We start from the raw sequence: 16,710 nt of genomic DNA on the forward strand, positions 1-16,710 counted from the left end.
CTCGCGCGTCATATCCGTACCCGGGTGACGAGGGTGGTGGTCACTTCTTGCGGACGACGACGAAGTCGGCCAGGGCCACGAGCTGTTCGCGCACCTTCTGCGGCATGTCGACGTCGTCGAGGGCGGCGATGGCGATCGCGTGCTGGCGGCGCGCCTCCTCGGCGGTCCACGCGCGCCCGCCGGCCGCCTCGATCAGAGCGGCGCGGGCCGCGAACTCCTCCTCGGAGAAGTTCTCGAAGTCGTTGCTCTTGGCGTCGGCGGCGAGGAGCTCGCCGAGTTCCTCCGCGGCGGGTCCGCCCGCGGCGAGCGCGGCGACGACCGGCAGGGACTTCTTGCGCTGGCGCAGGTCGCTCCAGGTCTGCTTGCCGGTGGACTCCGGGTCGCCCCAGATGCCGAGCAGGTCGTCGACGGCCTGGAAGGCGAGGCCCAGGTGGTAGCCGTACTCCTCCAGCTTGTCGGCGGTGCGGTCGTCCGCGCCGCCGAGGACCGCGCCGATGGAGATCGCGCAGGCGAGCAGGGCGCCGGTCTTGTTGCCCTCCATCTCCAGGCACTCCTCGACGCTGACGCGCTCGCGGTGCTCGTAGGAGATGTCCTGGGCCTGACCGTCGATCAGCTTGCGGGTGGCGGTGGTCAGGCGGCGGGTGGCGCGGCCGGCCTCGACGGTGCCGAGTTCCAGGAGCAGTTCGTTGGCCAGGGCGAACAGCGCGTCGCCGACCAGGATGGCCTGCGCCGGTCCGTGGACCTTCCAGACCGTGTCGCGGTGGCGGCGCTGCTCGTCGCCGTCCATCAGGTCGTCGTGCAGCAGGGAGAAGTTGTGGACGAGCTCGACGGCGACGGCGCCGGGGATGCCGACCTCGGCCGGGGCGCCCGCGGCCTCCGCGGACAGCAGGGCGAGGGCGGGGCGGACGGCCTTGCCGCTGTCGGCGTCCGTCGGGTTGCCCCGGGCGTCGATCCAGCCGAAGTGGTAGGCGGCGACGGTGTCCATGGGCGCCGCGAGGCGGGCCACCGCCTCGCGGAGCACGGGAGTCGACAGCGTGCGGCCGCGCTCCAGGAGGGCGAGCGTCTCCGCCGTCCCCGTCCCCGCCGCTCCCTTACCGGCTTCCGTGTTCTCGACGGCCGGATTCCCCGGGTTCACTGGCTCTCCTCTGTTTCCTGTACGTGCTGCTGCGCCGGTGGTGCTGATGATCGTCATGCCGCCTCCTGCAGGGGGTGGGCGCGGTGGCGGCCGAGTGCGGCGAGCGCGGCGTGTGCTGCGCTCAGTCCGCTCCGGACGGCACTCTCCATGGTCGCGGGCCAACCGGTGGCGGTCCACGCACCGGCGAGATAGAGGCCCGGCGTGTCGGTCCGCGCCCCGGGGCGCAGCCGGCCGACGCCGGGGGTGGGGGCGAACGTGGCGGTCCGCTCCCGGGTGACGAAGAAGTCCCTGACCTTCGCGCCGCGTGCGGCGGGCAGCAGCCGTTCCAGTTCGGGCAGGTACTTCTCGCGCAGCACGGACACCGGCTCGTCGATGTCGTTCTGGGCGGCCGACTGCGACAGCGCCAGGTACTGGCCGCCGTCGGGCAGGCCGGAGGACTCCGTACGGTCGAACACCCACTGGACGGGGGTTCCGAGCGCGGCGAAGAAGGGCTGCCGGAGCACCTTGCGGTCGTAGACGACGTGGACGTTGAGGATCGGCGCGGTGCCGATGTCGAGGAGCTTGTCCGGGTCGGCGAGGGCGCCGGGCGGGAGCAGGGCGTGGGCCTCGCGCTGCGGGACGGCGAGGACGACGGCGTCCGCGTCGAGGCGTTCGCGTTCGGTGGCGATCTGCCAGGCGGCGCCGTCCCCGGTCCGGGAGAGGGACGTGACGCGGGTGCGCAGCTCGGTGCGTACGCCGGCGGCGTCGAGGGCCTTGCGGGCGAGGGTGTCGTGGAGCTCGCCGAGCGGGACGCGGGCCCAGCCGATGTCGGCGGCGCCGTTCTCGGAGAGCAGGCCGGTCTTGAAGACCATGGCGGCCAAACCCAGCGAGGAGTGCTCGGCGGTGGCGTTGAGGGTGGCGATGCCGACGAGGTCCCACAGGGCCTCGACGGCGCGCCGGCTCTGGCCGTAGCGGCCGAGCCAGGTCGCGAAGTCCAGGCCGTCGAGGGCCGGGTCGGCCGGGTCCAGGCGGCGCAGGGCGAGGGCGGCGCGGCCGACGCCGGCGCGCTCGGCCGGGCTCAGGTGCGGGTAGCGGGCGAGGGAGGCGGCCAGGTGCAGGGGCACGGGCAGGGCGCTGCGGCGCAGCCGGCCCAGCCGCGGGCCGCGGGGGTGGGCGACGTCGAGGACGGGTACGTCGAGGCGGTCCTGCACCGGGGCGAGGGCGGCGCCGTCGATGCGGTCCAGGAACCACCGGTAGGCGGTGCAGCAGCGCAGGTAGACGTGCTGGCCGTTGTCGACCGTCAGATCGCCGCGCTTGAAGGAGAACGCGAGGCCGCCGAGGCGCGGGCGGCCTTCCAGGAGGGTGACCCGCATCCCCGCGTCGGCCAGCTCCAGGGCGGCCGTCACCCCGGCGAGCCCGCCGCCGACGACGACGGCCCGCCGCTCGCCGGCGCCGACTCCGTCGCCGCTCATGCACCCTCCCCGGTGGTCCGGCGCCCTGCCCCGTGCGGCAGCGCGGACGCGGGGCGGGAGGCCCCGCCCCGGCCGGGCACCGCCACGGCGGCAACCCGGCGGCGGGCCGGGTACGGCGGGGCGGCCGCGGGCCGGGGCGGGGGCGGCGCGGTGGGGGTGAGGGGCATCAGGGCCGCCTTCGGGTGGTGTGGCGGGAGACGGTGCGGGCGTCCAGGCCGGACAGGCCGCGCACGGCGACGTAGGCCTTCTCGTGCGGGGGCAGCGAGACGCGGCCGCGGAGCACGGCCTCCGGCTCGCGCTCGATGCGGTCCAGCAGGCGCCGGTAGATGCCCGCCATGGCCGCGACGCAGGCGCCGCTGCGCCGGTCCAGCATGGGCAGCAGCCGGTAGCCCTCGGCGAACAGGGCCCGGGCGCGGCGCACTTCGTGGTGGACGAGCCCGGCGAAGTCGGCGCCGGCGGGCATCCGGCCGTCGGCCGGGAACTCCTCGGGGCAGCCGAACTTCCGCAGGTCCTCGGCGGGCAGGTAGGTGCGGCCGTTGCCGGCGTCCTCGCGGACGTCGCGCAGGATGTTGGTGAGCTGCAGGGCGAGGCCGAGGGTGTCGGCGTACTCGCCCGCCCGCTCGGCGCCGGCCGCGCCGGGCGCGGTGCCGAAGACGCCGAGGGAGAGCCGCCCGATGGCTCCGGCCACGCAGCGGCAGTACGCCTGCAGCTCCTCCCAGGTCTCGTAGCTCTCGCCGCGGACGTCCATCAGGACGCCGTCGATGAGCTCGTCGAGCCCGCCGAGCGGGATCGGGAAACGGCGCGCGGCGTGCGCGAGGGCGACGGCGACGGGGTCGGTGTCGTCCTCCTCGATCTCCTCGGCCCGGATCCGGCCGAGCAGGGTCCGGGTCTCCTCCAGGCGGGCGAGCTTGGCCTCGGGTGCGAGCGTGCCGTCGCCGATGTCGTCGACGCGCCGGGAGAAGGCGTACAGCGCCGACATGGCCTGCCGCTTGTCGGTGGGCAGCAGCCGGATGCCGTACGCGAAGTTGCGCGCCTGCGTCCCGGTGACGGCCTCGCAGTAGCTGTAGGCCGCGAGGACCGGCGCGGACGCGGTCGTGTGAGCGGAAGCCTCCACGGTCGGGCTCACCCCTTTCTCGGCGCGGTGCGCAGGACGGCGGCCACCTCGCGGAGCAGGCCGGTCTTGGTGGGCCCCGGCGGGCCGGGGAGGACGTCGAACCCGGCGGCGGCGACGGCGCGCAGGGCGGCGCGCCCGCCGCCCACGAAGCCCGCGAGCAGCAGCCGGAGCCGGCCGTGCACGCTGCCGACGAGCGGGAGCCCCTCGTCGAGCAGTTCCCGGGCGCGCCCGGCCTCGTACGCGACGAGGGCGCGGACGGAGGCGCCGGCGGTCGCGGCCTTGAGGTCGGCCTCGGCGACGTGGAAGCGGCGCATGTCCTCGGCGGGGAGGTAGATCCGGTTCCGGCCGAGGTCCTCGGCGACGTCCTGGACGTGCTCGACGATCTGCAGGGCGGTGCAGACGGCGTCGGAACGGCGGATCCGCTCGGGGGTGGCGGTGCCGGTGAGGGCGAGCACGAGGCGGCCCACCGGGTTGGCGGAGAGCTCGCAGTACGCCGCCAGCTCCGCGTAGGTCGCGTAGCGCGTGGTGCGCTGGTCCTGCCGGTTGGCCTCGATGAGCGCGAGGAACGGCTCGGGGGTCAGCGCGTGGTCGCGGACGACGGGCTGCAGGGCCAGCAGCAGCGGGTGGCGCGGCGGGCCGTCGATGCCGCCGAAGACGCGCCGCAGGTCCGCCTCGAAGGCGTCGAGGAGCGCGAGGCGGTCCTCGGCGGCGGCGGGGTCGAGGCCGAGGAGGACCGCGTCGCGGCCGCCGGGGGCGAGGTCGCCGTCGCCGATGTCGTCGACGAGGCGGGCGTACCCGTAGACCGCCATGAGGCCCTCGCGCCAGGCGCGCGGGAGGAAGGAGGGGGCGACGGGGAAGTTCTCCGTGCGGGCCTTGCCGAGCGTCGCGCGCGCGTGGGCGTCGGGGGCCGGGTGCGGCAGGGGGCGGTCGCGGTGGGTCGGCGTCACCGGCCGCCGCCCGCGGTGACGGCCTTCATGCCTGGGGGCCGGAGAATTCCCGTAGCCATTGCCGTCACATCTCCCGTTCTACACTGCCGACCCAATACATCCCATTTCGGACACGCCGCCGGACTTTCCCCCGGGTGGCCCCAGGCCGTTCACCTGCGGGGAATCGTCCCCTCTTGCCGCGATTCAGGACCGCCCCAGCTTACGCTGTACAACGCCGCGGGAGCCGCTCGGGTATTCACTGCGCCACCGAATGTCGGCCGGATGCCGACCGAAATCCGCCCCCCTTGTCCGCGGGGGCACGCGCAGGCCCCCGCCGCACGGGGCGACGGGGGCCTGCCGGACGATCGGCTCAGTGGCTGGTCGCCTTCTCGTAGGCCGAGACGACTTCCTCGGTCGGCCCGTCCATCAGCAGCTCACCCTTCTCCAGCCACAGCACGCGGCTGCAGGTGTCGCGGATGGACTTGTTGTTGTGGCTCACGAGGAACACGGTGCCGGCCTGCTCGCGCAGCTCGCGGATCCGCTCCTCGGAGCGCACCTGGAACTTGCGGTCACCGGTGGCCAGCGCCTCGTCGATCATCAGGACGTCGTGGTCCTTCGCCGCCGCGATGGAGAAGCGCAGGCGCGCCGCCATGCCGGAGGAGTACGTGCGCATCGGCAGGGAGATGAAGTCGCCCTTCTCGTTGATGCCGGAGAAGTCGACGATGTCCTGGTACCGCTCGCGGATCTGCTCGCGGCTCATGCCCATGGCGAGGCCGCCGAGCACGACGTTGCGCTCGCCGGTCAGGTCGTTCATCAGGGCCGCGTTGACGCCCAGCAGGGAGGGCTGGCCGTCGGTGTAGACCTTGCCCTCCTCGCAGGGCAGCAGGCCGGCGATGGCGCGCAGCAGGGTGGACTTGCCCGAGCCGTTGGAGCCGATGAGGCCGATGGCCTCGCCGCGGTAGGCGGTGAAGGAGACGCCGCGCACGGCGTGGACCCTGCGCACGCCCGGCGCGTCGACGCCCTTCTTCCGGCGGATTATCTTGCTCAGCGCCGCCGTGGCGCTGCCCTTGCCGGAGCTGCCGGTGTTGACGCGGTAGACGATGTGCACGCCGTCGGCGATGACGGTGGGGACGCGGCCCCGGTTGTTCTCAGCCACGGCCGTAACGCTCCTCAGCCTTCCAGAAGTACACGAATCCGCCGAAGCCGATCACGACGGCCCAGCCGACGGCGAAGGCCCAGACGTGCGGCGGCAGGTTGTGCCGGCCGTAGTCGTCGATGAGCGCGTAGCGGACCAGGTCCATGTAGATCGCCGCCGGGTTCCACTGGAGCACGTCGGTGACCCACGCGGGCACGTGCCGGTCCTTGAGCGCGCCGCTGATCGAGAACATGACGCCCGAGGCGTACATCCACGTACGCGTGATGAACGGCATCAGCTGCGCGAGGTCGGGGGTCTTCGAACCCATCCGCCCGAAGATCAGCGCGAGGCCGGTGTTGAAGACGAACTGCAGCGCCAGCGTCGGGATGACCAGCAGCCAGGACAGCTTCGGGTAGTTCCCGAAGGCCACGGTGACGATCAGCACGACGATCATCGAGTACAGCAGCTGCTGGAGCTGCTGCATCGAGAAGGAGATCGGCAGGGAGGCGCGCGGGAAGTGCAGGGCGCGGACCAGGCCGAGGTTGCCGGGGATGGCCCGGACGCCGGCCATGAGCGAGCTCTGGGTGAAGGTGAAGACGAAGATGCCCGTCACCAGGAAGGGGATGTAGACGCCCTTCTCCATGCCCCGGCCCGCATTCATGATCAGGCCGAAGATCAGGTAGTACACCAGCGCGTTGAGCAGCGGCGTCGCCACCTGCCAGATCTGGCCGAGCTTGGCCTCGCTGTACTGGGCGACCAGCTTGGCCCGGGAGAACGCCATGATGAAGTGGCGCCGGTCCCAGAGCTGGCGCACGTACTCGGCCAGGGTCGGCCGGGCACCGCTGACGAACAGGCCGTACTTCCTGGCGAGCTCGGCCGGGGTCAGCCCCGCGTCGTCGGACGGCGGCTTGCTCGTGGCGAGGGCGCCATCCTGGGTTGTGTCACTCACAAGTTGAAACTTTCCGTCTTCAAGATGCGGCTGGCATCGGGCGTCGGGCGGGGGGCGCACGGCCCGTGATCGGCCATGTTCTCAGATGCCCGCGGGTCAGATGACAGGCGGTCGGCCCAGCCGGGTCAGCCGCCAGACCGTGCGCCACCTCATGGGGCGCCGGGGACCGCAGGGGGTGGTCCATCCCTCCTTGAAGCCACCGAACCAGGCCTTGAGCGCCGGTCCCGAGGGTCTGCGCAGCAGCGTCAGCAGCAGCCAGACGCCCACGTAGACCGGGACCAGCGGGGCGGGCAGGTTCCGGCGGGCGAGCCACACCCGGTTACGGGCCACCATACGGTGGTAGACGGCGTGCCGGGAGGGGGCGGTCGTCGGGTGCAGCAGCACCATGTCCGCCCGGTAGTCGATCAGCCACCCTGCGTCGAGGGCGCGCCAGGCGAGGTCGGTCTCCTCGTGCGCGTAGAAGAACTCCGCGGGAAGCGCCCCGACCTGCTCGAACACGCGGGTGCGCACGGCGTTGGCGCCGCCGAGGAAGGTGGTCACCCGGGAGGAGCGCATCGGGTCCGAGGCACGCAGCCGCGGCACGTGCCGGCGCTGGGTCCGCCCGGTCTCCGGGTCGGCGATCCGGAAGCTGATGATCCCCAGCGCGGGGTCCTCCGTGAAGGCCTGCCGGCACAGCTCGGCGGTGTCGGTGCGCTCCAGCAGGCCGTCGTCGTCGAGGAAGAGCAGCACGTCCACGTCGCTGCCGCCGGGGCCGAAGGCCTCGATGCCGACGTTGCGGCCGCCGGGGATGCCGAGGTTCTGCGGGAGGTCCACGGTGCGCACACCGGCCGGCAGGTCCATCAGCTCGGAGACCTTGACGCCCTGGCCCACGACGACGGTCTCGACCGGGGCGCCGTCCTGGCGGGCCACCGAGTCGAGCAGCGCCTTCAGCTCGTCGGGGCGGTTTCCCATGGTGATGACGACCGCGCCGACGCGCAGCGGGGCGGTCACCGCAGCCTGCTCGAGACGAGGACGGACACCAGGTGCAGCACCGTCTGCAGCAGCGCGATGCCGGCGAGGACGGCGACGCCGAGCCGGGAGAAGAACAGGTCGCCGCGGACCTGGTCCGCGACCGCCAGCACGAGGATCAGCAGCGAGGCCTCTATGCCGAGGATCAGCCGGTGGAACTTGAGCGCGGCGGCGGCCCGGCGGGCGAGCGCCATGCCGGAGGAGCGCGGCTCGGCGGCGGCCTCCTTGACGGGCGGCAGGCCGCCCTGGTGGCGGGCGACGCCGACCAGGTCGGTCTCGGCCTTGATCAGGATGGCGCCGAGCGCGGCGAGGGTGCCGAGGAAGGCCCACAGCCAGTCGATCCGGCCGCCGCCCCACAGGTCGGCGGCGCGCAGGCCGAAGCCGGTGAGGACCGCCGCGTCGCACAGGTAGGCGCCGACGCGGTCCAGGTAGACGCCGGACAGCGAGAACTGCTTCTTCCAGCGGGCCACCTCGCCGTCGACGCAGTCGAGCAGCAGGTAGAGCTGGACCGCCACCACGCCCAGGACGGCGCCCCAGATGCCGGGCACCAGCAGGGCCGGGGCGGCCAGGACACCGGCGAGGGTCATCACGTAGGTCAGCTGGTTCGGCGTGACCTTGGTGGTGACCAGGTAGCGGGTGATGCGCAGGGAGATCTCGCGCATGTACAGGCGGCCGCCCCAGTGCTCGCCGCTGCGCCGGTCCTTGACGCCCGCCGGGTGAACGACGGGCCGGAGTTCAGCTACGGATGGTCTTGGCATAGTCGGCGTAAGCGTCCCTGATCTCGGCTGCGGACAGATTGAGGTGCTCCAGGATCGTGAAGCGTCCCGGGCGGGTCTGGGGGGCGTACTCGACGGCCGCGACGAACTCGTCCGTGCTGAAGCCGATCTCGGCGGGCAGCACCGGCAGGCCGTGGCGGCGCAGCACCTCGGTGAAGAGCCCGGCCTGCTCGCGGGCCCCGCGCAGGTGCATGGCGAAGGCGGCGCCGAGGCCGACCTGCTCGCCGTGGAGCGCGGAGCGCCCGGGGTAGAGCAGGTCGAAGGCGTGGCTGATCTCGTGGCAGGCGCCGGAGGCGGGGCGGGTGTCCCCGCTGATCGACATGGCGATGCCGGTGAGGACCAGGGACTCCGACAGCACGGTGAGGAACTCGTCGTCGCCGCAGCCCCCGGGGTGGCGCAGCACGGACTCGCCGGCGGTACGGGCCATGGCGGCGGCGAGTCCGTCGACGGCCTCGCCGTTGATCTCGTGCGAGAGCTCCCAGTCGGCGATGGAGGAGATGTTCGACAGCGCGTCGCCGATGCCGGCGCGGACGAACCGGACCGGCGCCTCCTTGATCACGTCGAGGTCGATGACCATCGCGATGGGCGTGGGCACGCCGTAGGAGCCGCGGCCGTTGTCGTTGTCGAGGGTCGCGACGGGCGAGCAGATGCCGTCGTGGGAGAGGTTGGTGGCCACGGACACCATGGGCAGGCCGACCCGCGCCGCGGCGTACTTCGCCACGTCGATGATCTTGCCGCCGCCCAGGCCCACGACGGCGTCGTAGCGGCGGCCCTTTATGTCGTCGGCGAGCTTGACCGCGGAGTCGATGGTGCCGTCGACGACCGGGTACCAGTCGGCGTGCGGCAGGACGGGCTCCAGCTTGGTGCGCAGCACCTGGCCGGAGCCGCCGCTGATCGCGATCGCGAGCTTGCCGGAGGCCGAGATCCGCTGGTCGGCCAGGAGGCCGGCCAGGTCGTCCATGGCGCCGCGGCTGATGTCGACGACGACCGGGGAGGGGATGAGCCTCGTCAGTACTGGCATGCGATCGTCCGGCCCTTGGCGAGGTCGTCGTGGTTGTCGATCTCGACCCACCTGACGTCGCCGATGGGGGCCACGTCGATCACGAAGCCGTCGTTGACGAGCTGCTGGTAGCCGTCCTCGTAGTACAGGTCCGGGTCCCGCTCGAACGTGGTCTTCAGGGCCTCGGCGAGGGCCTCGGCCGCCTCGGGCTCGATGAGGGTGACGCCGATGTACTCGCCGGTGGCTTCGGACGGCTCCATGAGCTTGGTGATCTTCTGCACGCCCTTGGCGCCGTCGACCACGACCTTCATCTCCTCGTCGGCCAGGCTCTTCACCGTGTCCAGGGCGAGGATGATCTTCTGGCCGTTGCCGCGGGCGGCGAGCAGGGTCTGCTCGACGGAGACCGGGTGGACGGTGTCGCCGTTGGCGAGGATCACACCCTGCCCCAGGACCTCACGGGCGCACCACAGGGAGTAGGCGTTGTTCCACTCCTCGGCCTTGTCGTTGTCGATCAGCGTGATCTTCAGGCCGTACTTGGCCTCCAGCGCGGCCTGGCGCGCGTACACGGCCTCCTTGCGGTAGCCGACGACGATCGCGACCTCGGTCAGGCCCACCGCGGCGAAGTTGCCGAGGGTCAGGTCGAGGACCGTGAGGCTCTCCTCGTCGCCTTCGGGGCCGACGGGCACGAGGGCCTTGGGCAGGGTGTCGGTGTAGGGACGCAGGCGGCGTCCGGCACCGGCAGCGAGGACAAGGCCGATCATGCTGGTTCTCCTTCGTCATGTACGGCGGGTGCCCCGGAGGAGACCCAGAAGCGGATGCTCTCCACGAGCACCACGAGTGCCACGAACACGGCGAGGGCCGTGAGCGCGACGGGGAACGCGTCCCGGGCGAGGACCGCGGCCAGGACCACGGTCAGCAGGACGCGGCCGTCGTGGCCGCCGATCGTCCACACCAGCCACCGCGGGGGCGCGCCGGAGCCACCGCGGATGCGGTAGACCGTGTCGTAGTGATGGTAGGCGACCGCCGCGACCAGTCCGAATGCGGCGGGAAGGGCCCCGGGGACGTCGGCCTTGGCGGCGAGGACCAGCACGGTGACGTACTCGGCGCAGCGGAACAGCGGCGGGAGGAGCCAGTCCAGCGCCCCCTTGAGCGGGCGGGAGACGGCCGCCCCGGCGGCTATGACATAGAACACCGCGGACCCGATCAGCGAGGCGGTGCCGAACGGCCTCACTGCGGCCGTTCCGACGACCAGGACGGAGCCCGCGAGGGCCATCGTCAGCGGGGCGACGGGCCGCCCCTTGGCCAGCGCCGTGCCGATCGCTGCCAGCGGGCCCGAGTCGGCGAGGTCGGCCAGGGCCTGCGCGGCCCGGTCGGTCCGCTTCGCCTTGCGGGTCAGCGAGCGCAGCACCCGGCCGGCGGTGGTGTAGAGCGCGCCGAAGGCGCAGCCGACGAGCAGGGCGTAGAAGACGATCCGGGGGCTGGTGGCCGCGGTGAGCACCGCGATCATCGCCCAGCGCTCACCGATCGGCAGGATGATCATCCGCCGGGCCCAGACCGTCCAGCCGACGCTGTCGAGCTTGTCGGACAGGGCGGCGGTCGGGCTGGTGTTGGCGGTCGCGTCGTGGTTGGCCTCGTTGAAGGAGAAGTCCACGACGTGCCGGCAGGTCATGAGGATCATTGAGCCGAGCGCGAGCGCCCAGACGTCGTCGCCGCCCCGTGCCGCGCCGAGCGCGAGGCCCGCGTAGAAGGAGTACTCCTTCGCCCGGTCGAAGGTGGCGTCCAGCCAGGCGCCCATCGTGGAGTACTGCAGGGAGTAGCGGGCGAGCTGCCCGTCGGTGCAGTCCAGGACGAAGGAGACCAGCAGGAGCACGCCTGCGGTGACGTAGCCCCAGCGCTCGCCGGTGGCGGCGCAGCCGGCCGCCACGAGGGCGGTGAGCAGCGAGGCGGTGGTGACCTGGTTCGGGGTCAGGCCGCGGCGGGCGCACCAGCGGGCGATGTAGCGCGAGTACGGGCTGATGAAGAAGGTGGTGAAGAACCCGTCGCGGGACTTCACGGCGGAGCGCAGCCGCACGGCCTCCTCGTCCACGGCGGCGACCGCGGCGGCGGCCGCCTCGCGCTCGGCCCCGTCGGCGGGGACGGCGGCGACGAGGCTGCCCAGCTCGGGACGCTGCACGGCGGTCCCGGCCGCCTCGACGGCGGCGGCCAGCCGGTCCGCGTACGGGCCGCTGCCGTCGGCCGGGGCCGCGGCGGCCCGGTCCAGGGCCGCGCGGGCGCCCGGCTGGACGGCGAAGGCGCCGGTCACGGCGCAGGCGTCGAAGCGCGGGTCGGTCAGCGCGAGCCGCAGGGCGTGGAGGTGCCCGACGAACGCGCTGTCCACGACGGCCACCCGCTGGTCGGCGGGTACTCCGGCCAGCGCAGCGGCGGTCTCTTCGGGGCCGGCTGCGGTGCGGACGTCGAAGCCGAGGGAGCGCAGCTCGTCGGTGAGCGGTGATCCGGGGACCGGCAGGCCGGTGAGGATGGCGGTCGACAGACGAACTCACTCCTTGCAGCGAACGCGGGCGGGCGGCCGCGCCGGGGCGGCGGCACGTCGGCAGAGGCTATCGGATGAATGGAAGCGGGGGTTCACCACCCGTTTGCCCCGCGATCGGCCGATTGTCGAGCGGCCTCGGCGGACGGCGGGCGGTACGGCCCCGGTTCGGCGCGATCATCATCGGTGATCGCGCCGGGGTCCGACAAACCCCCCGGTGCTAGGGTGGCCGAGGTCACGCCGGGCTCGGGGAGCGCCGAAGGCGGCGCCGGCGCAGAGGGCGCAGGAACACCCGGGCCCAGGGCGCCGCGCAACGAGGAAGCGAGGAGGTGGGTCGATGACCGTCGCAGTGGTCGCTGCCGTGCGCAGCGGGCTCCGGTACGTCCCCTCCTTCCTCCGGGCCTCCGGCCGGGCCTGATCACCGCGATCCGGTCCGCCGGCCGGGCCCCCTTCCCCAGGGACCGCCTTGACCGACCAATCCGGTTCCACTCCTTCCTCTTCCCCTTCTCCTCCCTCTCCTTTCTTCTGCCGCGCCGCCTCCGCCGAGTACCACGGCCCGCTCGCCGCGCACCTGGCCGAGGCCGCGGCGGCGCCGGACCCCGCCGACACGGCCGCCGTCCGGGCCGTCAACCTCGCGGCCTTCGACACCCCACTGGAGGCGGATCTCGTGGACGCGCTGCGCGCGGACGGCGCCTGGCTGCCGGGCCTGTCGTAGTGGCCGAGGGCCCGCACGGCAAGGTCGCGGCGCACGCCCTGCTCACCCGCTGCCGCGTCGGCGGGGCGCCGGCGCTCGCGCTCGCCCCGGTGGCCGTGGATCCGGCGCTCCAGCGCTCGGGCGCGGGCAGCGCCGTCGTACGGGCGCTGCTCGCGGCGGCCCGGGAGCGGGGCGAGGCCCTCGTGCTGGTCCTCGGCCACCCCGCCTCCTACCCGCGCTTCGGGTTCGTGCCGGCCTCGCGCTTCGGGATCCGGGCGCCGTTCGAGGTTCCGGACGAGGCGCTGATGGCGCTGGTGCTCGACGCTTCCGTGCCCCTCCCGCAGGGGGCGATCGCCTACCCGGCCCCCTTCGGGGTCTGAGGCGCAGGCCCGGTCTGCCCCTCGCCGCCTACCACGCGTCGGGGGGCAGACATGCGCGGATCTCCGAAGTGGGGACAAGCCTCTCTTGTACGGCAGACTGAAGGCCGGAGTCCGATTCGAAGGATGGGTATGCCGACCACACCAGCCACCGCCGCGAACAGCGCGCCCCACGGCACCGGTACTCAGGAACAGATCATGCTCGAACTGGTCGACGAGTCCGGGAACACGATCGGCACGGCGGAGAAGCTCTCCGCCCATCAGGCGCCCGGCCTGCTGCACCGGGCATTCTCCGTGTTCCTCTTCGACGAGCAGGGCCGCCTGCTGCTCCAGCAGCGGGCCCTCGGGAAGTACCACTCCCCCGGCGTCTGGTCGAACACGTGTTGTGGCCACCCCTACCCCGGCGAGTCGCCCTTCGCGGCGGCGGCCCGGCGCACCCACGAGGAGCTCGGCCTGTCGCCGTCGCTTCTCGCGGAGGCGGGGACCGTGCGCTACAACCACCCGGACCCCGCATCGGGTCTGGTGGAGCAGGAGTACAACCACCTTTTCGTGGGACTCGCGCAGGCGGCGCTGCGGCCCGATCCGGAGGAAGTCGCGGAGACCGCGTTCGTCACCGCCGACGAGCTCGCCAAGCGGCATGCCGAGGCGCCGTTCTCGGCGTGGTTCATGACCGTGCTGGACGCGGCGCGGCCCGCGATCCGCGAGCTGACGGGCGAAGCGGCGGGCTGGTAGGAAGGACCGGCAGGCGCACCGCCGCGTCAGCGCGGCGGCGCCTGGACCGGCGCCCGGTCCCGGGCCGGGGCGACCGGTTCGGCGAGCGGGAGCGCCGCCCAGATGACCTTGCCGCCGGTCGAGGTGTGCTCGACGTCGCACACGCCGCCGGCCTCGCGCGTGGTCTCGCGCACCAGGAGCAGCCCGCGGCCGCCGGTCTGGCCGAAGTCCGCCTCCAGCGCCTTGGGCCGGTACGGGTGGTTGTCCTCGACCGCCACCCGCACCCAGGCCCGGCCGATCGCCACCTCGACCGCGACCTCCGGCGAAAGCAGGGCCGCGTGCCGGACCGAGTTCGTCACCAGCTCGGAGACGATCAGCAGGAGCGCGTACACGAGGTCGGGGTCGGCCGGGACTCCCTGGCGGCCCAGCAGGTCGCGCACCGCCCGCCGCGCCTGCGGAACGGATTCTTCTAGAGCGGGCACGGTGAACCGCCACACGCCCTCGTACGCGAGCGGGCCGGCCGGCGCCTCCGGCTCACCCGCCTTGGCCTGCGGGACGCTCCCGCTGAGATCCATCTTCCCGCCCCGTCCTTCGCACTCGATCGTCTCCACGCGTCCAGAGTGGGGAACGGGCCGGTCCGGGCCGGACCGCTGACCATAACTCGGCGCCTATCGGACGCATTTTGACCGCAGGCGTATGACAGCGTCAGTTGTTGGACTGTTCCTGGCTCCCGGGGGAACGCTTGTCGGCCGCACCGCGCGCCCCGCCGCCGGTGTCCTCGCCCGCCGGGGACCCGTCTTCGCTGACCGCGCCCAGGATGCGGCGGGCCCCCATGCCGAGGGCCACCAGGCTCAGCCCGTCGAACAGCAGGGCGAGGGAGAAGAAGGTTCCGATCACGTACAGGCTGTTGCCCGGCCAGTTGGCCAGGATCAGCACGCCCAGCAGGATGCCGAACGCGCCCTGCACCAGCGCCAGCCCGAAGTGCGCACCGCGCACCACCAACGCCCCGACCAGCCGGAACACCCCGCCGGTGAGGAAGAGCAGCGCCGCGAACATCGTCAGCGCCTCGGCGCTCGCGCCGGGGCGGCGCAGGACCACGAACCCGGCGGCGATGTTGATCGCCGCGACGATCACGGCGAGCCAGAAGTAGTTGCTCCTGCGGGACTGCACCGCCTGGACCAGGCCCACGACCCCGCCGATCAGCAGGAGCCAGCCGAAGAGGAACATCGAGGTCAGCGTGGCGAATCCGGCGTACACCAGGCCCACCAGGCCGGCCGCGACCAGGATCACGCCGAGTACGGCCAGAAGGGCGTAGCTGCGGCCCAGCTTCTTCCTGCCCCGTGCCTTCTGCTGCGTCTTGGCCTCGTCGGCTCGGGCCGCCTTGTCTCCGCGACGTGGGGCCATGGGTGCGACACCGCCTTTCACCGCCCCCCGGACTCCCCTTGATCATAGGATCGGCCGCCCGGGATAGCATCCGGCGCATGGACGCAGCCCTCCTGCACGACGTCTCCGACGGGATCGCCACGGTGGTCATCTCGCACCCCGCCAAGCGCAACGCGATGACCGCCGCGATGTGGCGGGCGCTGCCGGAGCTGCTGGCGGGGCTCGCCGCCGATCCGGCGGTGCGGCTGCTCGTGCTCACCGGCGCCGGACCGACCTTCTGCGCGGGCGCCGACATCTCCTCCCTGACCGGCGACGAGGACCCGCAGGCCCTGTCCGTCGCGGCGGAGGAGGCCCTCGCCGCCTTCCCGAAGCCGACGATCGCGGCGATCCGCGGGTTCTGCGTGGGCGGCGGCAGCCAGCTGGCCGCCGCATGCGATCTGCGGTTCGCGGAGGAGGGCGCCTCGTTCGGGGTGACCCCGGCGAGGCTGGGCATCGTCTACCCGGCCTCCTCGACCCGGCGGCTCGCCGGCCTCGTCGGCGCGGCCACCGCCAAGTACCTGTTGTTCTCTGCCGAGTTGATCGATGCACAGCATGCCCTGCGGGCCGGTTTCCTCAACGAGCTCCTGCCCGAGGGGCGGCTGGAGAAGCGGGTCGCGGAGTTCGGGCGGATCCTGGCGGGCCGCTCACAGCTGACGCAGGCCGCCGCCAAGGAGTTCGCGGACGGGCGCACCGACCGCGACGCGTACTGGGCCGCTCAGGCGGCCGGGAGCGGCGACACCGCGGAGGGCGTCGCCGCGTTCCTGGAGCGCCGTACGCCGTCGTTCAGCTGGACCGTGCCGGGCTGAGCGCGCGCATCCGGGCGACGATCCCGGCCGGGGCCTTGGCCGGCGAGCCGGCGTCGTACGGCGGCTGCGGGTCGTACTCGGTCATCAGCTGGACGGTCTGGGCGTACTCGTCGCCGGCGATCCGGCCGAGGAGGGTCAGGCCCATGTCGATGCCGGAGGACACGCCGGCGGCCGTGACGTACTTGCCGTCGAACACGACCCGCTCGCCCGTCGGCTCGGCGCCGAAGGCAGGCAGCCGGTCCAGGAAGAGCCAGTGGCAGGCGGCGCGGCGGCCGTCGAGGAGGCCGGCGGCGGCGAGCAGGAGCGAGCCGGAGCAGACGGAGGTGGTCCAGGTGGTGGTGGCGTCGACCGCGCGCAGCCACTCCTGCAGGACGGGGTTGGCCATGTGCTGCTCGGGGTGCGGGGTGCCCGGGACGATGACGATGTCCGGGCGGATCACCTCGTCCAGGCCCTTGTCGGCCACCAGGGAGAGCTGGTCGGTGTCGTTGCGCACGGGGCCCGGGCGCTCCGCGACGAAGACGGTTTCGGAATGCGGGAGGCGGCCGAGGGTCTCGTAGGGGCCGATGGCGTCGAGGGCGGTGAGGCCGTTGTAGAGCAGGACGGCGATCTGCATGTCTCCTCCGGAGCGGGTCGGGTCGGTTCTGGTCTGGTTGGTTCGGCGGGTCGGTTCTGGTCGGGG

General features: G+C 73.1%; 17 protein-coding genes and 1 pseudogene. 4 read left to right on the forward strand and 14 right to left on the reverse strand.

Annotated features, from left to right (window positions below; translation table 11 throughout):
* Positions 1–40: 40 nt before the first annotated feature.
* From AB0953_RS05670 to AB0953_RS05720, 11 genes are all read right to left on the reverse strand, one after another.
* Entirely contained in the window at positions 41–1,192 is a 1,152-nt protein-coding gene (locus AB0953_RS05670) for a polyprenyl synthetase family protein (RefSeq protein ID WP_366858109.1), read from the reverse strand.
* A complete protein-coding gene (gene hpnE, locus AB0953_RS05675; protein ID WP_366858110.1) occupies positions 1,189–2,586 on the reverse strand; it encodes a hydroxysqualene dehydroxylase HpnE in 1,398 nt (465 codons plus the stop codon). The genes AB0953_RS05670 and hpnE overlap by 4 nt, the downstream gene beginning before the upstream one ends.
* 166 nt (positions 2,587–2,752) lie before the next feature.
* Positions 2,753–3,712 (reverse strand): presqualene diphosphate synthase HpnD, encoded by a 960-nt coding sequence (gene hpnD / locus AB0953_RS05680; protein ID WP_366858111.1) that lies wholly within the window; start codon positions 3,710–3,712, stop codon positions 2,753–2,755.
* Positions 3,709–4,620 (reverse strand): squalene synthase HpnC, encoded by a 912-nt coding sequence (gene hpnC, locus AB0953_RS05685; protein WP_366858187.1) that lies wholly within the window; start codon positions 4,618–4,620, stop codon positions 3,709–3,711. The genes hpnD and hpnC overlap by 4 nt, the downstream gene beginning before the upstream one ends.
* Before the next feature lie 376 nt (positions 4,621–4,996).
* Positions 4,997–5,782 (reverse strand): ABC transporter ATP-binding protein, encoded by a 786-nt coding sequence (locus AB0953_RS05690; protein ID WP_366858112.1) that lies wholly within the window; start codon positions 5,780–5,782, stop codon positions 4,997–4,999.
* Positions 5,775–6,710, reverse strand: a complete 936-nt coding sequence (locus AB0953_RS05695) for an ABC transporter permease (RefSeq protein WP_366858113.1) — start codon at positions 6,708–6,710, stop codon at positions 5,775–5,777. Before AB0953_RS05695 ends, AB0953_RS05690 begins: the two co-directional genes overlap by 8 nt.
* Positions 6,711–6,806: 96 nt before the next feature.
* On the reverse strand, positions 6,807–7,700 hold the full coding sequence (locus AB0953_RS05700) for a glycosyltransferase (protein ID WP_366858114.1): 894 nt from the start codon (positions 7,698–7,700) through the stop codon (positions 6,807–6,809).
* The gene (locus tag AB0953_RS05705) at positions 7,697–8,476 is read right to left on the reverse strand and encodes a CDP-alcohol phosphatidyltransferase family protein (protein ID WP_366858115.1); all 780 of its coding nucleotides are present in this window, start codon (positions 8,474–8,476) and stop codon (positions 7,697–7,699) included. The genes AB0953_RS05700 and AB0953_RS05705 overlap by 4 nt, the downstream gene beginning before the upstream one ends.
* Entirely contained in the window at positions 8,454–9,515 is a 1,062-nt protein-coding gene (locus AB0953_RS05710; RefSeq protein ID WP_366858116.1) for an iron-containing alcohol dehydrogenase family protein, read from the reverse strand. The genes AB0953_RS05705 and AB0953_RS05710 overlap by 23 nt, the downstream gene beginning before the upstream one ends.
* Complete coding sequence (locus AB0953_RS05715; RefSeq protein ID WP_366858117.1) at positions 9,503–10,255, reverse strand: phosphocholine cytidylyltransferase family protein; 753 nt, start codon at positions 10,253–10,255, stop codon at positions 9,503–9,505. The genes AB0953_RS05710 and AB0953_RS05715 overlap by 13 nt, the downstream gene beginning before the upstream one ends.
* The gene (locus AB0953_RS05720) at positions 10,252–11,871 is read right to left on the reverse strand and encodes a DUF5941 domain-containing protein (RefSeq protein ID WP_366858118.1); all 1,620 of its coding nucleotides are present in this window, start codon (positions 11,869–11,871) and stop codon (positions 10,252–10,254) included. Before AB0953_RS05720 ends, AB0953_RS05715 begins: the two co-directional genes overlap by 4 nt.
* On the opposite strand from AB0953_RS05720, the gene AB0953_RS05725 reads away from it, so the two are divergent.
* The 3 genes and pseudogenes from AB0953_RS05725 (at position 11,848) to idi (ending at position 13,824) form a co-directional block, all read left to right on the forward strand.
* Positions 11,848–11,985 (forward strand): hypothetical protein, encoded by a 138-nt coding sequence (locus AB0953_RS05725; RefSeq protein WP_366858119.1) that lies wholly within the window; start codon positions 11,848–11,850, stop codon positions 11,983–11,985. The genes AB0953_RS05720 and AB0953_RS05725 overlap by 24 nt on opposite strands.
* A 607-nt stretch (positions 11,986–12,592) precedes the next feature.
* Positions 12,593–13,095: pseudogene (locus AB0953_RS05730) on the forward strand (N-acetyltransferase).
* 129 nt (positions 13,096–13,224) lie between these two features.
* The gene (gene idi, locus AB0953_RS05735; protein ID WP_366858120.1) at positions 13,225–13,824 is read left to right on the forward strand and encodes an isopentenyl-diphosphate Delta-isomerase; all 600 of its coding nucleotides are present in this window, start codon (positions 13,225–13,227) and stop codon (positions 13,822–13,824) included.
* A 26-nt stretch (positions 13,825–13,850) separates the two neighbouring features.
* On the opposite strand, the gene AB0953_RS05740 is transcribed toward idi, so the two are convergent.
* Together AB0953_RS05740 and AB0953_RS05745 are read right to left on the reverse strand one after the other, a co-directional pair.
* Positions 13,851–14,378, reverse strand: coding sequence for an ATP-binding protein (locus AB0953_RS05740; RefSeq protein ID WP_366858121.1), 528 nt, complete (start codon positions 14,376–14,378; stop codon positions 13,851–13,853).
* 130 nt (positions 14,379–14,508) lie between these two features.
* Positions 14,509–15,207: an HdeD family acid-resistance protein gene (locus tag AB0953_RS05745; RefSeq protein WP_366858122.1), complete on the reverse strand. Its 699-nt coding sequence runs from the start codon at positions 15,205–15,207 to the stop codon at positions 14,509–14,511.
* 77 nt (positions 15,208–15,284) lie between these two features.
* Between AB0953_RS05745 and AB0953_RS05750 the strand changes: the two genes are divergently transcribed.
* Positions 15,285–16,031, forward strand: a complete 747-nt coding sequence (locus AB0953_RS05750) for an enoyl-CoA hydratase-related protein (RefSeq protein WP_366858123.1) — start codon at positions 15,285–15,287, stop codon at positions 16,029–16,031.
* Here AB0953_RS05750 and AB0953_RS05755 read toward each other — a convergent pair.
* On the reverse strand, positions 16,009–16,644 hold the full coding sequence (locus tag AB0953_RS05755) for a DJ-1/PfpI family protein (protein WP_366858124.1): 636 nt from the start codon (positions 16,642–16,644) through the stop codon (positions 16,009–16,011). The two genes, AB0953_RS05750 and AB0953_RS05755, sit on opposite strands and share 23 nt — an antisense overlap.
* Positions 16,645–16,710: the final 66 nt, after the last annotated feature.

This window comes from Streptomyces sp. NPDC046866 (genome assembly GCF_040704625.1).
Lineage (GTDB): Bacteria > Actinomycetota > Actinomycetes > Streptomycetales > Streptomycetaceae > Streptomyces.

What these genes read in the sequence shown, in the direction of transcription:
- hpnE (WP_366858110.1), bottom strand. Translation starts at nt 2,586, where the DNA reads ATGAGCGGCGACGGAGTCGGCGCCGGCGAGCGGCGGGCCGTCGTCGTC.
- AB0953_RS05750 (WP_366858123.1), top strand. Translation starts at nt 15,285, where the DNA reads ATGGACGCAGCCCTCCTGCACGACGTCTCCGACGGGATCGCCACGGTG.
- AB0953_RS05710 (WP_366858116.1), bottom strand. Translation starts at nt 9,515, where the DNA reads ATGCCAGTACTGACGAGGCTCATCCCCTCCCCGGTCGTCGTCGACATC.
- AB0953_RS05670 (WP_366858109.1), bottom strand. Translation starts at nt 1,192, where the DNA reads ATGACGATCATCAGCACCACCGGCGCAGCAGCACGTACAGGAAACAGA.
- AB0953_RS05745 (WP_366858122.1), bottom strand. Translation starts at nt 15,207, where the DNA reads ATGGCCCCACGTCGCGGAGACAAGGCGGCCCGAGCCGACGAGGCCAAG.
- idi (WP_366858120.1), top strand. Translation starts at nt 13,225, where the DNA reads ATGCCGACCACACCAGCCACCGCCGCGAACAGCGCGCCCCACGGCACC.
- AB0953_RS05715 (WP_366858117.1), bottom strand. Translation starts at nt 10,255, where the DNA reads ATGATCGGCCTTGTCCTCGCTGCCGGTGCCGGACGCCGCCTGCGTCCC.
- AB0953_RS05740 (WP_366858121.1), bottom strand. Translation starts at nt 14,378, where the DNA reads ATGGATCTCAGCGGGAGCGTCCCGCAGGCCAAGGCGGGTGAGCCGGAG.
- AB0953_RS05705 (WP_366858115.1), bottom strand. Translation starts at nt 8,476, where the DNA reads ATGCCAAGACCATCCGTAGCTGAACTCCGGCCCGTCGTTCACCCGGCG.
- AB0953_RS05755 (WP_366858124.1), bottom strand. Translation starts at nt 16,644, where the DNA reads ATGCAGATCGCCGTCCTGCTCTACAACGGCCTCACCGCCCTCGACGCC.